This window comes from Marinomonas phaeophyticola (assembly GCF_026966905.1).
In the GTDB taxonomy this organism is placed as follows: Bacteria; Pseudomonadota; Gammaproteobacteria; order Pseudomonadales; family Marinomonadaceae; genus Marinomonas; species Marinomonas phaeophyticola.
This window is the reverse complement of the sequence record NZ_JAPUBN010000010.1, coordinates 160,211-178,555: the sequence shown is the minus strand read 5'-3', so window position 1 is coordinate 178,555 and position 18,345 is coordinate 160,211. Positions and strand designations below refer to the sequence as shown.

At 40.5% G+C, this 18,345-nt stretch carries 18 protein-coding genes and 1 pseudogene; 6 read left to right on the top strand and 13 right to left on the bottom strand.

The features are described from left to right. Nucleotides 1-25 precede the first annotated feature (25 nt). From O1D97_RS03475 to O1D97_RS03460, 4 genes are all read right to left on the bottom strand, one after another. On the bottom strand, nt 26-2,938 hold the full coding sequence (locus O1D97_RS03475) for a hybrid sensor histidine kinase/response regulator (RefSeq protein WP_269122838.1): 2,913 nt from the start codon (nt 2,936-2,938) through the stop codon (nt 26-28). Between the two features lie 20 nt (nt 2,939-2,958). Then, nucleotides 2,959-3,225, bottom strand: coding sequence for a hypothetical protein (locus tag O1D97_RS03470; RefSeq protein WP_269122836.1), 267 nt, complete (start codon nt 3,223-3,225; stop codon nt 2,959-2,961). Beyond that, complete coding sequence (locus O1D97_RS03465) at nt 3,206-3,694, bottom strand: CHASE domain-containing protein (RefSeq protein WP_269122834.1); 489 nt, start codon at nt 3,692-3,694, stop codon at nt 3,206-3,208. Before O1D97_RS03465 ends, O1D97_RS03470 begins: the two co-directional genes overlap by 20 nt. A gap of 298 nt (nt 3,695-3,992) precedes the next feature. Further along, complete coding sequence (locus O1D97_RS03460) at nt 3,993-4,559, bottom strand: helix-turn-helix domain-containing protein (RefSeq protein WP_269122833.1); 567 nt, start codon at nt 4,557-4,559, stop codon at nt 3,993-3,995. Nucleotides 4,560-4,710: 151 nt separating this feature from the next. On the opposite strand from O1D97_RS03460, the gene O1D97_RS03455 reads away from it, so the two are divergent. The 3 genes from O1D97_RS03455 (at nt 4,711) to O1D97_RS03445 (ending at nt 9,122) form a co-directional block, all read left to right on the top strand. Further along, a complete protein-coding gene (locus O1D97_RS03455; protein ID WP_269122832.1) occupies nt 4,711-5,871 on the top strand; it encodes a benzoate/H(+) symporter BenE family transporter in 1,161 nt (386 codons plus the stop codon). Nucleotides 5,872-6,001: 130 nt separating this feature from the next. Further along, nucleotides 6,002-7,015, top strand: a complete 1,014-nt coding sequence (locus O1D97_RS03450; protein WP_269122831.1) for a TAXI family TRAP transporter solute-binding subunit — start codon at nt 6,002-6,004, stop codon at nt 7,013-7,015. A gap of 79 nt (nt 7,016-7,094) precedes the next feature. Further along, nucleotides 7,095-9,122 (top strand): TRAP transporter permease, encoded by a 2,028-nt coding sequence (locus O1D97_RS03445; RefSeq protein WP_269122830.1) that lies wholly within the window; start codon nt 7,095-7,097, stop codon nt 9,120-9,122. Between the two features lie 101 nt (nt 9,123-9,223). Here the strand turns inward: O1D97_RS03445 and O1D97_RS03440 are convergent. Then, nucleotides 9,224-9,430: pseudogene (locus O1D97_RS03440) on the bottom strand (peptide-methionine (R)-S-oxide reductase); the annotation flags it as partial. Then, nucleotides 9,382-9,594 carry a peptide-methionine (R)-S-oxide reductase gene (locus O1D97_RS03435; RefSeq protein ID WP_269122829.1) on the bottom strand — a complete coding sequence of 71 codons (213 nt, stop codon included), beginning with the start codon at nt 9,592-9,594 and terminating at the stop codon, nt 9,382-9,384. The pseudogene O1D97_RS03440 and the gene O1D97_RS03435, both read right to left, overlap by 49 nt. A 182-nt stretch (nt 9,595-9,776) precedes the next feature. Between O1D97_RS03435 and O1D97_RS03430 the strand changes: the two genes are divergently transcribed. Next, nucleotides 9,777-10,205 carry a hypothetical protein gene (locus O1D97_RS03430; protein WP_269122828.1) on the top strand — a complete coding sequence of 143 codons (429 nt, stop codon included), beginning with the start codon at nt 9,777-9,779 and terminating at the stop codon, nt 10,203-10,205. 96 nt (nt 10,206-10,301) lie between these two features. Here the strand turns inward: O1D97_RS03430 and O1D97_RS03425 are convergent, their stop codons facing one another. The 3 genes from O1D97_RS03425 to O1D97_RS03415 form a co-directional block, all read right to left on the bottom strand. After that, nucleotides 10,302-11,480 (bottom strand): acetyl-CoA C-acetyltransferase, encoded by a 1,179-nt coding sequence (locus O1D97_RS03425; protein WP_269122827.1) that lies wholly within the window; start codon nt 11,478-11,480, stop codon nt 10,302-10,304. A gap of 28 nt (nt 11,481-11,508) precedes the next feature. Beyond that, nucleotides 11,509-12,168: a CoA transferase subunit B gene (locus tag O1D97_RS03420; RefSeq protein ID WP_269122826.1), complete on the bottom strand. Its 660-nt coding sequence runs from the start codon at nt 12,166-12,168 to the stop codon at nt 11,509-11,511. 78 nt (nt 12,169-12,246) lie between these two features. Further along, nucleotides 12,247-12,948 (bottom strand): CoA transferase subunit A, encoded by a 702-nt coding sequence (locus tag O1D97_RS03415; protein WP_269122825.1) that lies wholly within the window; start codon nt 12,946-12,948, stop codon nt 12,247-12,249. Between the two features lie 128 nt (nt 12,949-13,076). Here O1D97_RS03415 and O1D97_RS03410 point away from each other — a divergent pair, with 128 nt between their 5' ends. After that, nucleotides 13,077-13,970 carry a LysR family transcriptional regulator gene (locus O1D97_RS03410; RefSeq protein ID WP_269122824.1) on the top strand — a complete coding sequence of 298 codons (894 nt, stop codon included), beginning with the start codon at nt 13,077-13,079 and terminating at the stop codon, nt 13,968-13,970. 94 nt (nt 13,971-14,064) lie between these two features. Here the strand turns inward: O1D97_RS03410 and O1D97_RS03405 are convergent, their stop codons facing one another. From O1D97_RS03405 to O1D97_RS03390, 4 genes are all read right to left on the bottom strand, one after another. Continuing rightward, nucleotides 14,065-14,868: a M48 family metallopeptidase gene (locus O1D97_RS03405; protein WP_269122823.1), complete on the bottom strand. Its 804-nt coding sequence runs from the start codon at nt 14,866-14,868 to the stop codon at nt 14,065-14,067. Nucleotides 14,869-14,896: 28 nt separating this feature from the next. After that, nucleotides 14,897-15,286 (bottom strand): DUF2750 domain-containing protein, encoded by a 390-nt coding sequence (locus O1D97_RS03400; RefSeq protein ID WP_269122822.1) that lies wholly within the window; start codon nt 15,284-15,286, stop codon nt 14,897-14,899. An 82-nt stretch (nt 15,287-15,368) separates the two neighbouring features. Then, entirely contained in the window at nt 15,369-15,533 is a 165-nt protein-coding gene (locus O1D97_RS03395; protein WP_269122821.1) for a hypothetical protein, read from the bottom strand. Between the two features lie 23 nt (nt 15,534-15,556). After that, a complete protein-coding gene (locus O1D97_RS03390; protein WP_269122819.1) occupies nt 15,557-16,681 on the bottom strand; it encodes a GNAT family N-acetyltransferase/peptidase C39 family protein in 1,125 nt (374 codons plus the stop codon). Nucleotides 16,682-16,859: 178 nt separating this feature from the next. On the opposite strand from O1D97_RS03390, the gene O1D97_RS03385 reads away from it, so the two are divergent. Next, complete coding sequence (locus O1D97_RS03385; protein WP_269122817.1) at nt 16,860-18,326, top strand: RimK family ATP-grasp domain-containing protein; 1,467 nt, start codon at nt 16,860-16,862, stop codon at nt 18,324-18,326. The last annotated feature ends 19 nt before the right edge of the window (nt 18,327-18,345 follow it).

Here is an 18,345-nt window from a genome sequence, read left to right as displayed (position 1 = left end):
ATTCTGCGTTTATTAATTCACTTTATTAAAGTGAATTAAGCTTAAACAAACTTAATTGAATCATCACCTCTAAGTCATCCAGCTCTGAGTCCTCGAATGGACAGACCTCTTTTTCACCCGTCTTCATCATAGTAAGTTCTAAATACTTGAGCTTTTCAACTACGCTTATAGCACCTATCGTGCTCGCGGCTCCTCTAAAAGTATGTAACACTGCACTTATTTGCTCTTTATTACTCGAGTTATTTGCGTCTCTAAGTTGCTGAAAGAGAGACCCTGCATCTTCCTCAAAAGTAGCCATGACTTTTTTAAATAATACTTTGTTACCAGAGAATCGTTGCAACAACGCTTGTAATGATTCCGTTTTTATATCGTCATCATCAATGTCCTCAGCAATAAACGAATAAACCATTTCGTTGGTTTTCTCTTGAGTCCAAAATAAAATTCTTTCTACAACAAATTGAATTTCTATTGGTTTACCTAAATGATCATTCATACCTGCATCTAAACAAGCTTTGATATCAACAGAAGAAACGTTAGCTGTCATAGCTAAAATAGGTAAGTTTATTAAACGAGAATTTTCTCGAATTCTTCTCGTGGCTTCAAGCCCATCAATATCAGGCATCTGCATATCCATTAGCACGACATCATAAGTCGAACCTTCTGCAGTGGCTTTTACAACCCCTTCAATACCACCCTCGGCAATATCTACATTCGCCCCTTCCATTACTAATAACTCTGTCGCTACTTGACGATTTAAAGCATTATCTTCAACCAATAGCACATTAATCCCATCTAATTTTGACTCTTGCTTGAATGGTATGACGATAGAATCGGGTGACAATGTTTGATCATTTAATACAGAATGCACTAAGTTTAATAATTGAATAGGTGTTGATGGTTTATTAATCACATCAGCAATTGGCAATTTATTAAGATTTTTTATTTCTGACAAGGCGCCTTGTGCAAATGCAGTAATAAGAATCACTTTTGACGTGAATGCCTCACCCTCTGTTTTCATCAAGACGTCTAACATATCAATTCCTGACATGTTAGGCATTTGCCAATCTAATAAAATCACATCATAGGCACGCTTTTCATCTGATAAGCTACGAATTAAATCTAATGCTTGTACGCCATTATTTGCAACATCCGCATGCCATCCTAGATTTCTAACCATATTGGCCAGAACATCGAGAGCAACCTGACTATCATCAACAATCAGAACGTCCAGTTGATGATCTAAGTATTCTTTATGCTTTTCATAAACTGAATATTTATCACACTGATAAGTAATGGAAAAACTAAAGGTGCTTCCTTTACCTATTTCACTCTCTACTTTTAATTCTCCTCCCATCAATTCAATCAGCGTTTTACTAATAACCAAACCAAGACCCGACCCGCCAAATTTTCTAGCAATTGATGCTTCGGCCTGACTGAATCCATGGAATATTTTATCCATTTGCTCAGGATGAATACCGATGCCAGTATCGGTAACAGAAAACTGTAAAGTGGTACTAGTATTCGTTCTAAGTAGCTCCTCTACTTTCAAGACAATGTTTCCCTCCTCTGTGAATTTGAAAGCATTGCTAGTCAAATTGATCAGTACTTGTTGTAACCGTAACTGATCACCGATCAGAGTCGCGGGGATATCGATAGGTAAATCGAACAAAATCTCTACGGCTTTATCCGATTGGTTACCAGATAAAATAGTTGAGAGCTCTTGCATAACAGATTCAAGCTCAAACGAATGTGTTTCCAGTTCCAACTTACCAGCATCAATTTTAGAATAGTCTAATATGTCGTTTAACAATGACAGTAACGAACTCGCAGCCGAAGTGGCTTTAATAGCATAATCTTTTTGTCTACGAGTCAGTTCTGTACGCTGTATAAGGTTCAGCATCCCCAAGACAGCATTCATTGGCGTTCTTATTTCATGACTCATATTTGCAAGGAAGTTTGATTTTGCCTTACTCGCGTCATCAGATTGTTTTTTTGCATGGCGCAGCCACGCCTCCAATTCAACCTGAGAGGTAATATCACGATTAATACCTGTTACCTTTATAGCAGACCCATCTTTGCACCTTTCTATATAAGCTCCAGCTTGAATGTGATGCACCTCTCCATTAGGCTGAATAATCCGAAAAACAGGATTGAATACACCATGACCAGAAACAGCTTCCTGCAAAGCGATTTCCGCTTCAACAGAATCTTCTGGATGCAACCGAGAATACCAATGATCATAATTCAAATTCTCTGGAAGTTCACAAACATCGTACCCATAAATTTCGTACATTTTATTATTCCAGGTGATCTTATTAGAGGCGATTTCCCACGTCCAAATCCCCAGTTCCGCCACTTCCGCCGCCATTAATAAATGATTACTTGCCGCCGCCAGTTCTGATGTTCTTTGTTCAACTTGTTGCTCCAAATTGTTATTGATTTCTAAAATCATCTGTTCATTCTGTTTCTGATCCGTAATGTCTCTACAGGAAACAGAGGAGCCAATCACTTTTCCGTTCTCATTTGTAATGGGGGATACCGCAATTGACACGTCGACTAAAGTACCATCCTTTCTTTGCCTAACAGCGTCAAAGTGAGTAATACTGTTACCTTGAGAAATTTTTTCAATATTGTCTAACTCATCTTTTTTATCTAATGGAGTAACAATAAGATCCATTAGCTTTTTACCAATAACTTCATCCCTTTTATAGCCAAACAGCTCACGAGCCCCCCTATTCCAACTCGTAACAGAACCCTCCAATGATTGACCGATCACCGCATCCAATGTGCTTTCAATAATTGAAGCTAACTTGGCTTGCTCTTGAATCACCAGATTACGATTTTGCCGAGTTTGATTCATTGCACCAACTAATGCGGAGATCAAAAAGCTTAAAAGCAAACCAACAAACGCAACCACGTTAGGAGAACTTAAATGCATAGCATCAACAAAAGCAGGTTTTATTGCGTATTCGCTCTCCCAAATACGACCAAAAACTTCATTTTTTTCTTAATGACAGATACAAAATTTTGTTCCCCACCATTTAAATCACTGTCATAAAAAACATGCGGGGAGTTTGGGATCGTTACATCACTAAGTGAAAAGTGTTCAAACTCTTGGTTTATCGTTTGGTCCGCTAATACTTCCTCCATTATCAAAGGCGCATAACTCCAGCCATAACTTTTTTCCTTTCGCTCTTCAACAGAATCAGGAGTCTCCCCCTTCATAAAGCGGCATTAGAATAAGAAAAGATTGCTGAGGCTTACCCGTTGCTTGGACTAACGTAATAGGTGCACTTATTTGAACTTTCCCTGAAATAGCCGCACTCAATGCGGCTTCCTTTCGATGCTTTTCTGAAGCAATATCTAATCCTATCGCACTCATATTTCGAACGACTGGCTCGATGTACTTAATAACAAATCGCTCATCACTATTGTCGTTTAATTCCCTTACCGTAAAGTCTGGCCACCCATCTACTCTTGATTCATCTACAAAACGTAATTCATCTTTAGGTAGAACTCTTTCTATATAACCAAACCCTCTTGCCCCAGGAAACTCCTTATCAACATTACGAGTTTGGCTGTACATTTTAAAAGCATTACGTGTCATTGCTTCCTTACCAACAACGATCAAAGAGCCTCGCGCTCCGGCTAAACCGTATTCATACAGTTGAATCCGAGTTAAAGTTGATTCCATTCGTTTATCTGCCGCTTCATGAGCCGCATCGAGTATGTATTGCTTATTTTTTTTGAAACACTTAAAGCGCTAGCAAAGGTTAAAGTAAGTCCCAAAACTAGACAGGCAATTGCAAACTTATTTTTACCTATTGCGGCAGATTTTCCATTCATCTTATGACCTTATGCTCCGAAAGCAGTCGCTCAAATTTAAAAAAGAGGTGATTTTAAGCATAGTCCATGATTAACATTTTATTATAGTGTTAAGCTTTTCCAAGAAAATATCCTTAAATGTCCAACTATCAATTGCGGTCATAACGTTATGAGTAATGAATAATATTATGAAATATCGTTATATCCATCGATTTATTTCTATACCCATGAGGTTTATCTGCTGAAAACCGCACCACCTCACCTTTAGACAGAGAGGTCCATTTCCCGTCTATACAAATTTCCATGACACCAGTAATCACAGTTACTAATTCAATAACGCCTTTATCATGCGGCGCAGATATACTTTCAAACCCTGGTTGCAATATTAATTCAAATAACTCAAAGCCCAATTGCTTTTCGTATGGAGACAAGGTTTTTATACTTAGCCCCTCATTCGATATTTCATGCACCTTATTTAAAGCTTCTTTTGTGGCATTATTTTCTTTCTGATCTAAAGCGTCATGAATAGGCGCTAAAAAATGACTTAAAGACAAATGAAAGCCCGTAGCAATCTTCCAGAGCGTGGCCACTGTAGGGCTAGACTCCCCTCTTTCTATTTGGCCTAACATCGCTTTACTGACACCGGTTTCAAGAGAGGTTTTATCTAAACTCCATTTCCGTCGAGCTCGCTCTTCTTTTAACTTAGACGCTAAATATTGATTTATTAATTTCAAAATGACTCTCAAACATTCTATTTAATACATTTATTAATACTATTTTTTATTGTGCGTTATTGCGCACAAGTGCTAATATCACTTCAACTGTTATAGCGTACACAACTTATAACCTTTAGACTTCATTTATTAAAGGAAACAATGACTTTTTATGGATACACCAAAACTTTCTCATATATCCTCTGGTTTTGTGGCTGTTTTAGTTGGATACACAAGCTCAGTCGCTATTATCTTTCAAGCGGCAATAGCGGCTGGAGCAAACAGTGACCAAATTAGTTCTTGGCTATGGGCTTTAGGAGTAGGTATGGGAACAACCAGCTTTGGATTATCTCTATATTATAAGACCCCCATTCTTACAGCTTGGTCAACTCCTGGTGCGGCATTGCTTGCAACCGGATTAGCAGGCACAAATATAGAAGAAGCAATCGGGATATTCATTTTTTGCTCCGCCTTAATTACCCTTTGTGGTGTAACAGGCATTTTTGAAAAAGTCATGTCCTATGTGCCTCATACTCTTGCTTCCGCCATGTTAGCCGGTGTTTTATTTCCCTTTGCTTTAAATGGTTTTAGTGCACTCAGTACTCATACATCATTAATAGGCTCTATGATTTTGACCTTTTTTATTTTAAAAAAGTTTTGGCCTATTTATGCTATTCCAGTTGTCTTGATCATCGGAGTAGTCATCGCATCAAGCCAAGATTTAGTCATCTATGAAGGCATAACATTACAGTTATCAAGCCCTATATGGATCAACCCCACCTTTTCAATAGAAAGTATTCTAGGTATTGGCATACCATTATTTATCGTCACCATGGCTTCTCAAAATGTCCCTGGGTTAGCCGTATTAAGATCCCATGGGTATAAAACATCTTCATCACCACTTATTAGTTGGACGGGAATTACAGGTATGTTACTCGCGCCTTTTGGTGGGTTTGCATTTAATTTAGCCGCTATTACAGCTGCAATTTGCATGGGAGAAGACGCCGATAAAAATAAGCATACGCGTTACTTTGCTTCCATGTGGGCCGGTGTTTTTTATATTGCCATGGGATTATTTAGTACGACGGTTGTTGCCCTGTTTACCGCCTTTCCTCAAGAACTGATTTTTGCTATTGCGGCACTGGCCTTACTTGGCACAATTGGAAATAGTCTTTATCAAGCATTGTCTCAAACATCAGAACGAGACGCAGCCTTAATTACTTTTTTGATTACGGCATCAGGTATGTCTATTGCTGGTATTGGCAGTGCTTTTTGGGGGCTTGTCATTGGATTAGGTGTTTATCACTTTTATTTATATAACAACTATAAATAAAGAATTAAAGGGTTAAGTCTGTTTAAATATATGATTCTGTTCTAATATAATTATTCGCGCCTTAATTTGAGCGTAATGAGATTACATAAAATATAAGAAGACACTAACTGAAGCGAACTAGGAGAGTTAAATGAGTCTATTTAAGAAAGTATTTAAAGCCGCCACAATTGGTGCTGCTTTATTTGTCGGATTAAATTCAGCGTCTCATGCTGTTGATTTAAAGTTCTTTACGATAGGTACAGGCGGTACTGCTTATACTTACTACCCTGTTGGTGGTGTCATTGCTAACGCTATCTCAAATCCACCGGGATCTCGCCCCTGTGCTGAAGGCGGAAGCTGTGGTGTAGAAGGCTTAATCGCTTCAGCCGTGTCATCCCGTGGCTCCGTAGATAACGTCAACGCGGTGTTGTCAGGGTTACGTGACTCTGGCTTTGCGCAATCGGATGTGGCTTATTGGGCCTACACAGGCACAGGTACAATGGAAGGTAAGAAGCCTGCCAAAGACTTGCGTACCATTGCCGCACTGTTTGAAGAACATATCCACCTAGTAGCGCTTGCAAGCAGTGGCATCAACTCTGTTGCTGATCTAAAGGGCAAACGAGTTTCTTTGGACGAGCCAGGTTCTGGTACTTATGTTGACGCTAAGCTCATTCTAGACGCTAACGGCCTATCAACTAAGGATGTAAATGTAGAAGCCCTTAAAGGTAATGCCGCATCAGAAGCATTACGTAACGGAAAAATTGATGCATTCTTTACTGTTGCAGGCTATCCAACAGGAAGCATCGTTGAACTTGCTTCTGCAGAAAAAATCAAATTAGTGCCAATTGACGGTCCAGCCGCTAAAGCCTTGACTGACAAATACGGTTTCTTTGCACAAAGCAACATTCCAGATGGTGCCTATGAAGGTGTTGATGCAACAGCAACTGTTGCCGTTGGCGCACAATGGTATACAAGTGCAAAACAAGATGAAGAATTAATCTACAATATCACTAAAGCATTATGGAATGATAAATCCCGTACACTATTAGATGTAGGCCACTCTAAAGGCAAAAGTATTACTGTTGAGTCTGCTCTAAATGGTGTTGGTGTTCCATTACACCCTGGTGCAGAACGCTTTTATAAAGAAGTTGGCATAATTAAATAATTTCAAGTTTTGAACGAACAATGACACGGGTGCTTATTTAAGCACCCGTGTTTTTTTATTTGATCTTACTGGAGCTATTATGTCATCAGATCTCAAGAAAGAGCTAACCCCAGAAGAATTAGCCGCTATTGAACGAAAGTACGACCCAGAGCTGGCCTTTAGACCTACTGGAAAAATGATGGCGGCGGTCATCGCCACTATTCTAGTATCCATGTCAGCCTACCATTTCTACGCTTCAGGCTTTGGATTAGTTCGAGAAGTTCTCCATCGAGGCCTACACATTTCGTTTGTTCTTGGATTGGTTTTTTTACTTTTCTCTTATAAAAAATCCACCTCCTTAGACCTACCCAAAGCAACCTGGTATCGCATCAGCGGCGTATCGATTCTTGATGTTATTTTCAGTATCGCGTCAGTGGCTGCTGCACTGTACCTACCATTATTACCACCAGAAATCTTAGCTGACCGAGTGGGTAACCCCTCTGAAATTGATATTTTAATGGGGACCATCTTACTGGTCTTAACCCTGGAAGCAACGCGCCGCTCTGTCGGCCCAACGTTACCTATTATTGGCTTAATATTCATTGCCTTTGCACTTTTTGGCCCCTATGCTCCCGGAGCCTTGAAGCATGGTGGTACCAGCTGGTTAGGACTAATAAACCACTTATACTTAACCAATCAAGGAATTTATGGCGTTGCGATTGGTGTCATGGCCCAATACGTCTTCTTATTTATTTTGTTTGGTGTCTTAGCTACCCGTATTGGTCTAGGTCAATTATTTATCGATCTGGCTATGGTCATTGCTGGTAGATATTCAGGTGGTCCAGCTAAAGTAGCCATTTTTTCCTCCGCTTTTATGGGCACTATTTCAGGATCTTCTATTGCCAACACGGTGACCACTGGCGCATTAACCATTCCCGCCATGAAGAAGGTAGGTTACCCACCTCATTTTGCCGGTGCGGTTGAAGCAACCTCCTCTACAGGAGGCCAAATCACACCTCCTATTCTGGGTGCCGCGGCGTTTATCATGGTGGAATACCTTGAAATCCCTCTAAAAGATGTATTAACCGCAGCACTTTTCCCTGCGCTACTGCATTATTTCGGCATCTTTATCATGGTTCACCTTGAAGCTAAGAAATTAGGTTTACGAGGATTACGAGCTGAAGAATTACCGAAAGCAGCGTTGGTAATCAAACAACATTGGCTATCCATTATTCCCTTGGGCATCTTGGTCTATTTCATCTTAGATGGCAGAACACCGGATTTTGCCGCTGTATATGGGATCATTGCCTGTGTTGTTGTTGGCTTTCTTAACCCTGTAAACCGTTTATCGATCAAAGATTTATGGGATTCTCTAGCTGTTGGAGCGAAAAACACACTGGCCGTTGGCGCCGCAGCCGCAACCGTAGGTATTGTTGTAGGGGTAGTAACACTTACTGGTGTTGGCTTTAGATTAGGTTATGTTGTTGTCCAAACCGCAACAGATATGGGCGCAGTCATTGGTGATATCTGGCCACTAAACTTCTTCTCTGTAGAACAATGGGCTCTCTTCGTTTCATTAATACTCATCGCATTAGCGTGTATTATTATGGGCGCTGGTATTCCAACTACGGCAACCTACATCATTCTCGTTGCAGTTGCGGCTCCCGCATTAGCGCAACTTAATGTCCAGCCTTTGGTATCTCATTTCTTCGTTTTCTATTACGGAGTACTTGCTGATATAACGCCTCCCGTGGCATTAGCCGCCTATGCGGCAGCGGGTATTGCAGGAGCCAATCCATTTAAAACAGGTAATACCGCTTTCCGTCTAGGCATTGCAAAAGCACTTGTTCCTTTTGTCTTTGTGTATTCTCCGGCGCTATTAATCGTTGTCGATGGTTTCACCTGGTACTCTTTCTTTGTCACCTTGGTGGGTGCGATGTTAGGTATTGCCACTTTAGGAACCGCATTTGCAGGCTATCTATTCACTCATATGAGCATGGCTCAGCGTTGGTGGTTTGCCCTTGTCTCCTTCCTATTTATTGCGCCAGGACTCGTTACCATGGCCATTGGGCTTGTTTTACTTGCTCCAATGATATTCTTACAGCTACGCCAAAGGAAACTAGCCTAGTTCTTTAATTCGCACGATAAAAGGGTGTTTCTAAAAATAAAAGCACCCTTTTATTCACTACCGCCGTAATACTATACCGTCATAAAACTCTTCTAGGCCATCTATTCATCGTTAGCAATAAAAGTCATAGAAATAGAGTTTACACAGTGACGAATATTTTTTTCTGTCAGGTACTCACCCTCAAAAACATGACCTAAATGGCCTTCGCAATGCGCACAAACAATTTCAATACGACGCCCATCAGCATCCGGGACGCGTTTCACTGCACCAGGTATTTCATCATCAAAACTTGGCCAACCACAGTGGGAAGGAAACTTATGTTCAGAGCGATAAAGAGGTGTTTCACATTGCTTACAAGCGTAATACCCCCTTCAAAGAAATCGGTATATTCTCCAGTAAATGCTCGCTCAGTGCCTTTATTCAAAATAACACGCTGCTCTTCTGCCGTAAGAGTGTTGAATTCTTTTTTCATAGCAAGTTTGCTTCCTTAGAATATAAAAAAACATTGTCGCACTGATTTCGCTTGATAGAAATGCGTTCTAACGTCAGTTACTAAGGTTTTACACATTTAGCAAACAGAATTCTTGTGTAGTGTAGACATTAATGTTTTATAGAGAGTTAAACTAGACTTCTATATTCCTTGGAGAAACTGCTATGAAACCTTTACTGCCTATTGCACTTAGCGGCATGATGATAGTGAGCCTCACGGCGTGTGGTACATTAATTTACCCCGAAAGAAATACACATAATTCCAGTAAGCTTGATTTAAGCATTGTGGCTTTAAATGCCATAGGTACTATTTTATTTTTCGTTCCTGGCGTGGTTGGCTTCGCAGTCGATTTTATTACTGGTGCTATTTACCTACCAAATGGTCAAGTCTCTTACCTAGATGAAGCACAGCGTCTGCATTATCAAGACAGAGGTAACATTAGCCAGAGGGAGATCAATCAAATATTAAGCCAGCACTCTCTTGATTTTCAAAACATCAACATTGAAAACTGGCAAACAAAAGACATTAAAGATGCATCTCAAATAGCTTTATTACAACATCAAGGTTCGTTAGTACTTAATCATCTGTTATAGCCCAAAAATATATTATTAAAAAAACGTTATCGCGTTGATCAAAAAAGAAGGCGCACTAAAGCACCTTCTTTTTTATTAGCACGAACCAAGAGCGGATTATTGTTTAGACACCGCTAAAGCCGTCCCCATACCACCGCCTATACAAAGCGTCGCTAGCCCTTTTTTGGCATCTCGCTTTTGCATTTCATGAATTAAAGAGACAAGAATGCGGCAACCTGATGCACCAATAGGATGCCCTAAAGCAACCGCACCACCATTCACATTCACTTTACTCACATCCCAACCTAGCTCTTTATTAACACTTAATGCTTGTACAGAAAAAGCTTCATTTGCTTCAATTAGCTCTAAGTCATTTACCGACCAATTCACTTTTTTCAAGCATTTTTGGGTTGCCTGTATTGGTCCTGTTCCCATGATTTCAGGATCTACACCGGCGCTAGCATAACTTTCTATGTAGGCTAATACAGGAAGACCTAAAGCATGGGCTTTTTCCTCAGTGGTCACAACCACCATAGCCGCACCATCATTGAGAGTTGATGAGTTTCCTGCTGTTACGGAGCCCTCTTTTTTAAATGCAGGTCTCAGTTTTCCCAGCGTTTCTGAAGTTGTTTGTGGTCTGGGCTGCTCATCGGTGAGGACAATGACATCATCACCTCTTCGTTGCGGGACTTTAATCGCAATAATCTCGTTCTCAAAACGCCCCGAAGACATGGCTTCACTGGCTTTCTTTTGTGATGCAGCAGCAAATTCATCTTGTTCAGCACGAGAAATATCCCAACGTTGAGCAATATTCTCGGCCGTCATCCCCATATGATAGTCATTAAACGCATCCCACAGCCCATCGGTTACCATGGAGTCAACGAGCGACCAGTTCCCCATCTTTTGTCCATTACGACTGTTAGGTAGAACATGAGCCGCTTGACTCATAGATTCTTGTCCACCCGCCACCACCATTTGCGCATCACCAGCAATAATCGCTTGGGCGGCTAATTGCACGGCTTTTAAACCTGATCCACAAACTTTATTAATAGTCATAGCTGAAACATGATTTGGCAAACCAGCATTAATGGCCGTTTGCCGAGCGGGGTTCTGACCACAACCAGCCGTCAGTACTTGCCCTAAAATCACTTCATCAATATGTTCCACTAGCTGAGGCTGATTATTCAACATACTTGCTAACAATTGGCGACCTAGTTCAACTGCGCTCAGTGAAGCCAGTCCGCCAGAAAACGCACCTATAGGAGTTCGATTAGCGGCTACAATAACTATTTTCATATTATTTCACTTCCTTAAAAGACAAAAATTAAGAGAACTGCATTTCCGGCACATGGTCAGGCACAATTAATTTACCTTGAGTTTTTTCTATAATCTCTTCGACACTGACACCAGGAGCGCGCTCTTTTAAAATAAAAGCACCATCTTCAATTTCCAACCACGCCAAATCAGTCAGTACTTTTTTTATACAACCTTTCCCCGTTAGCGGTAATGAACAAGACTCTAACAGCTTTGAATCACCATTTTTTGAAGCATGAGTCATAGTGACAATAATATTGTCAGCACCGGCAACAAGGTCCATCGCCCCACCCATGCCTTTAATGAGCTTATTTGGAATCATCCAAGACGCAATATTCCCTTGTACGTCTACCTCGAAAGCACCGAGAACGGTTAGATCAACATGACCACCACGAATCATGGCAAAGGATTCAGCCGAGGAAAAAATAGACGCTCCCGCCACGGCTGTAACCGTCTGTTTTCCGGCATTAATCATATCAGCATCGATTGTTTCTTCTGTTGGGAAGGACCCCATGCCTAACAAGCCATTTTCAGATTGCAGCATGACTTCCATCCCTTCAGGCACAAAATTTGCTACTAAGGTAGGAATACCTATACCCAGATTCACATAAAAGCCATCTTGCAGTTCACGCGCAACACGCATTGCCATTTGATCTCTAGAAAGTGTCATAACATCACCATAATACTGTTGAAATAAAAAAGGGTTAAAAGAACGTATCGTTAATTGAATTAACTCAAGATGACCTGGTTACGACTCAGTTAAAGTGCGTTTTTCAATGCGTTTTTCAAACTGCCCCACAATTAAACGATCTACATAAATCCCAGGAGTATGAATATGTGCAGGGTCCAGCTCACCCACTTCAACCAACTCTTCCACTTCTACAACAGTAATTTTCCCAGCCGTTGCCGCCAGTGGATTAAAATTTTGTGCCGTATGACGATAGATCACATTGCCATAGCGGTCGGCCTTCCAACCTTTTACAATAGCAAAGTCACCGCGAATGGATTCTTCCAATAGATATTCTCGACCATCAAATTCTCTTACTTCTTTGCCTTCCGCTACAGGCGTACCAACACCGGTAGCCGTATAAAATGCAGGAATGCCTGCTCCACCAGCACGCATTTTTTCAGCTAAAGTACCTTGAGGTGTTAACTCTACTTCTAACTCACCATTTAATAATTGCTTTTCAAATAACGCATTTTCCCCAACATAAGAAGACACCATTTTACTCACTTGTCTGTCTTCAAGGAGAATGCCCAACCCAAAACCATCGACACCACAATTATTCGATACAATGGTAAGGTTTTTTGTTTGGCGCTTTTTTATTTCTGATATTAAATTTTCAGGTATACCACACAACCCAAAACCGCCAGCAATCACGGTCATACCATCTTCTAAACCAGCCATTGCTTCTTCATAGCTTGACACCACTTTATCGAAACCTGCCATTTTGATACTCCTTTGAGCATTAGATGTTCATATAAATAAATTAAATGTCGTTTTGACTTGTCCTGAGTGTGTATTAGTTTTATATATTAGTTAAGTTTATTTTTTCTATTTATTAATCAGGTTTTTCAATGAATGTGAAACAGCTTCGTGCTTTTGTAACCGTTGCCCGTACTCTTAGTTTTGCGGAAGCAGCCAATATTCTCCACCTATCTCAACCAACATTGAGCCTGACCATTAAAAATCTAGAAGACTTATTAGGCGGTCGACTATTGAGTCGGACAACTCGGACGATTGCATTAACACCTGAAGGCGATGCGCTGCTTCCGATTGCTAAGCAGCTGTTGGCACAATGGGATAATGCAGAAGAAGAAATTCATCAACGTTTTTCATTAAAAAAGGGGAAAATAGCCATCGCGGCCATGCCTTCTTTTGCCGCCTCCTTATTACCTGAAGGCTTACTAAACTACCACCAAAAATACCCTAAGATTAAAGTCGAAATACATGATGTACTTGCCGATACGGTAGTGGATATGGTGCGTCAAGGGCGATTAGAAATAGGTATTTCTTTTGATCCAGGTAACAATGATGACTTAAATTTTAAGCCCTTAATGAAAGATCGTTTTATTGCCGTTTTACCGAAAGACCACCCTTTAAGAACAGCAAAGAATATCTCCTGGAAAATATTACTTGAACATGATTTTATTACACTACAGCGGCCTTCCAGTGTTAGACAGCTCATTGAAGAGACATTGGAACAACATAATTTAACACTTTCAGTTGCCTATGATGCCCATCAATTAGCCACTGTAGGAAGAATGGTTGCAACGGGGTTAGGCGTCGCCGTTGTGCCGGCCCTTTGTGAACAACAGATGCAAGAACAAGGCGCGTATTGTTTGCCTGTTATTGAGCCTACAATAGCAAGAGACATTGGTATTATCACCCGTAGCCGCACCCAATTATCCACAGCGGCGATTGCTATGATCGATGTCCTTATACGTACCTTCGAGAAAAGAGTAAATTGATAGTCACGACGTTAATTAGATACAAAAAAACCAGATAATGACTCTTTAAAAGTCTCTATCTGGTTTTACCATCACCCTAGTCTATCAGTAAAGACTAATAGCAATTAGCCTGTTTATTCTGAGCCACTAACGCTTGATACTTGGCTAGAGGTGCGGCCATGTTATGATTCAAATCATCTATTCGTGTAGAGTGCGATGGGTGAGTAGACATCAATTCTGAAGGCTGTTCACCAGAATTTGCACTCATGTTACGCCATAGTTCAGTACTTTCTCTTGGATCAAACCCCGCTTGAGACATCAAATCAAGCCCCATTAAATCGGCTTCTGATTCATGAGCTCGACTAAAGGGTAAAATAATACCGTATTGGGCGCCGAGTCCCAACCCTTGAAATATAGCTTGTTTTACTGGCGTACTCGCGCCACTTAGTTTTTGGCCAAGAGCCAAGACCTGACTGGTCGCAAGTTGTGTAGAAACACGCTCATTACCGTGACGAGCCAATACATGACCAACTTCATGCCCCATAACTGACGCCAACTGAGACTGATTGGTTGCTACCTCAAGCAATCCAGTATAAACACCGATTTTATAACCAGGTAAAGCAAATGCATTCACTTGAGGGTCGTCAAATAACACAACCTCCCATTCTTGGTCTCGATATTCATCCGGTAAAACGTTAATAATGCGATCGGCTACACATTGTACATTCTTTGTTAGAGCGGTACTGGTAGACGTTTTTACCTCTTCTTTCATGGTTGTAAAGGATTGCACACCCATTTCATCAAGCTGGCTATCAGGTAGCAATACAAATTGAGAACGACCCGTTGGAGAAGAAGTACAAGCAATCAGGGCAATAGACATCGCTCCAATAGTTAGGTGGCGTAAAAAGCGCATCTTCATTCAAATATCCTCTAAATTAAATCGATTTCTAGTGTGATTCGGTAGTTAAATCAACACCAATATCTCGGGCAAATTCAGCCGTAGCAACAACGATGCCTTCGCCGGCTAGATTGGGGGCTATCCCTAGTTTAAAACCATCTCTTACCATGCCAGGTAACCATTTACTTGAAAAATCAGCAAAGGCTATTACGCTTGCGGAAAAACCTTCATATTCTTTCCCTTTCCACTGCTCAGCTAATGATGAGTCATTCCAAATAGGTAAAACCTTCTCACTTCCCAACTCGATGATAAGACAACCTTGATCATCTTGTAGCACCCAAACATCCTGTTTCTTTTTACAATGATTCACGACTTCATCATAGCGAGTATTACTTTGTAAACGGAAAAAAGTTTCTACTTGTTGATCATCAAACGACATGTACTTACCTATCTAATAAAATTTTTGCCATCATATCACAGCACTTTATGGAACCATAAACTTCATGATTTATCGATGAATCTTAATAATTCAAATTGGGTAAATCATTCGTGTTTGAATCCGGGCTTTGTATTCCTTCATGCTCATCCATTGAGGGATCAGAAAATAATGCCCCGATAAATACACCGGCGGCCGAAACCAATCCCACTAAACAAACAATGGCGAATATCGCTAGGTACTTCTTCACTCTTTTTCCTGCTTTAATAGATGTTATGTCGTTGATAAAAGAACCGCTGTTTGTAGACGAGTCTGCCCAAAACGAGACATTTTTTCAAAGTCTTCTCTGGCGATTGGCACATATTGACAGTCTACACTAGAATGTTCATTACTACTTGGATCAGGATCATGTACATAAATACATTGATCATCGTAGCCAGATAATACCACCCAATGAGGTGCTTTTTTACCATCCATACGGTAGGTACTGATCAAAATAATAGGGATAGCACCGCCATCAAATGCCATTAAAAGATCAGATAGTGTCATTGCAAAGTAACGGATGGGGACCTGCTTATCATCACACTCTTTCGCAAACATAGAGTGTACTCGAGTAACAATGTCTTTCTTCAACGCATCACGAACACCATCCACAAACAAAGGAGATTTATCGCTTAACCATACTTGAGCAACCGCGCCTCTTTTTTTAGCAGCAAGGGCCAATCCCATAGGATGACATCCTCCGTGTCCAGATGTCATAAAAATAGTTGTTGCTTCTCGCCAAATTTGCAGCTCATCATCAGGATCGGCCATATAGGATTTAACCAATGCGGCTAACCCCATCTGCAATGATGCTGGACCACACGTAAAAGGTGTCCCTTGCTGAATCCAAGGCAATGCAACAGAAACGCGTTCTTGAGAAAGATGGCGAATGCGTTTTTGCATCCTCAATGCATTACTTAAATCTTCATAATAGGCATCATAATGACCAAACTTTCGATACCCAAACTTTTCATACAACTTAATTGCTGGAATATTATGTTCATTGACCTCAAGTCGTAATACAATTTTATTTTTAGACAGCGCTTCCTGCTCACTTGCCTGAAGCAAAGCTTGAGCCACCCCCTTCCCTCTTGCCAGATGACTTACGGCTAAAGAGTATAATCTGGCTAAGCGTGTTCCTTGGTGTAAATGCAGTAAAGAATACCCCACTATACTTTCTATAACAGTGCCATCACGCTCTTCTATTTCGCAAGCCATTAACAGCGCACTGTTATCAGAGTTAAGCGCATGCCGAAAACTTCGACGACTTATTCTATCCGTTTTAAATACCGTATTTTCAAGCTGAACAAGTTCGGCTATATCTTGGCTAACTGCGTTACGAACAACGATCTTCACTGCGTTTCGACCCACTTCATTTCAATAAAAATAAAGCCGGATTCTATGCTTGAAAATAGGGAAAAGATAGATTAATAATCCGTCAGAAATATATATTTTAAGGCTATTGTTATTCTGTAAAAATAAGCGCAATATCCGCGAAATTTCATGGCCTTTTACAGTAAGGAAGCCACCCCTAATGTCGCAAACGTACATTGTTGTTGATCACACTAAAGACTGGTCTGCTTTTTTAGAAAGCGACCGTGTTGTGACCTTTAGTCAGTACTTAAATATGACGGATAAACATCAAGGCCGTACTCGTATCATCAATTTATGTAAAAGCAACAAGTACCTGTCTGATGGTTACTATTGCTCCCTATTAGCGGAAAGCCGTGGACATCATGTTATGCCTTCGGTAAGAGTACTTAATGATTTAAGCAAGAAGGACTTATATGAACTGTATTTTGCTGATTTATTAGCTGATTTATCGAAAAAATTGACTTCGCCTGAAGAAGAAAAAACACTAAAAGTACGCAGTGTTTTCGGTAAAACGGTCGATGCCACGTACAAAGAATTGGCGCGTAAGCTATTTGAAAAAGTCCCCTGTCCAGCATTAGAAATCACGCTAAAGTTTCGAAAAACATGGCAAATAACTTCTTTGCAAGCAATCTCTCATCAATCATTAAGTGATGAAGATGAAACCCTCTTTGCCGAGGCCCTAGAAGCCTTTAGTAATAAAGTATGGAATACCAATAAATCACGTCGCTCAGCTCGCTACGATTTGGCTATTTTAGTAAACCCAGAGGAACACCTTCCTCCGAGTGATGCAATGGCTTTAAAAAAATTCGTTCAGGCAGGCAAGCAACTCGATATCCAAGTAGATCTTATTGGTCCAAAAGACATTATGCGCTTACCTGAATACGATGGATTATTCATTCGTGAAACCACCAATATTGATCACCACACTTATCGCTTTGCCAAAAAAGCAGAAGCGGCCGGTTTGGTAGTGATGGATGATCCTCAGTCCATTATGCGGTGTACGAACAAGGTGTATTTAGCCGACTTATTCCGTACTCATAAAGTGCCATGTCCAAAAACGAGAATTGTTCATAGAAGTGAAGAAAACATTGAGCAGACTTTAGAAGAGAATATTGGCTATCCGATGGTCGTAAAAATTCCTGACGGCGCCTTCTCAAAAGGCGTAATTAAAGCCAAAGATAGAACAGAACTAACCAATAGCTTAAATGACTTGTTTAAAAAATCTTCTTTGCTTTTAGTACAAGAATATTTATACACTGAATTTGATTGGCGTATCGGTATTTTAAATAATAAGCCATTATTTGCCTGCCGGTATTATATGGTGAAAAATCATTGGCAGATTTACCATCATAGTGCCACAAAAAGTGAAAGCGGTGGCTTCGATACTTTACCGACATTCGAAGTGCCAAGGCGTGTCTTGCAAGCCGCCATTGCAGCCACAAAACCGATTGGCGATGGATTATATGGTGTCGACGTAAAAGAAATAAATGGCCGTGGTTACGTTATAGAAGTAAATGATAATCCAAGCATTGATCGTGGTGTCGAAGATAAATACCTAGGAGAAGAGCTTTATATGCAAATCATGGCCGAATTTTTACGGCGTATGCAATTAAAACATAATCACTAAACAGAGCAGACGGCAAATG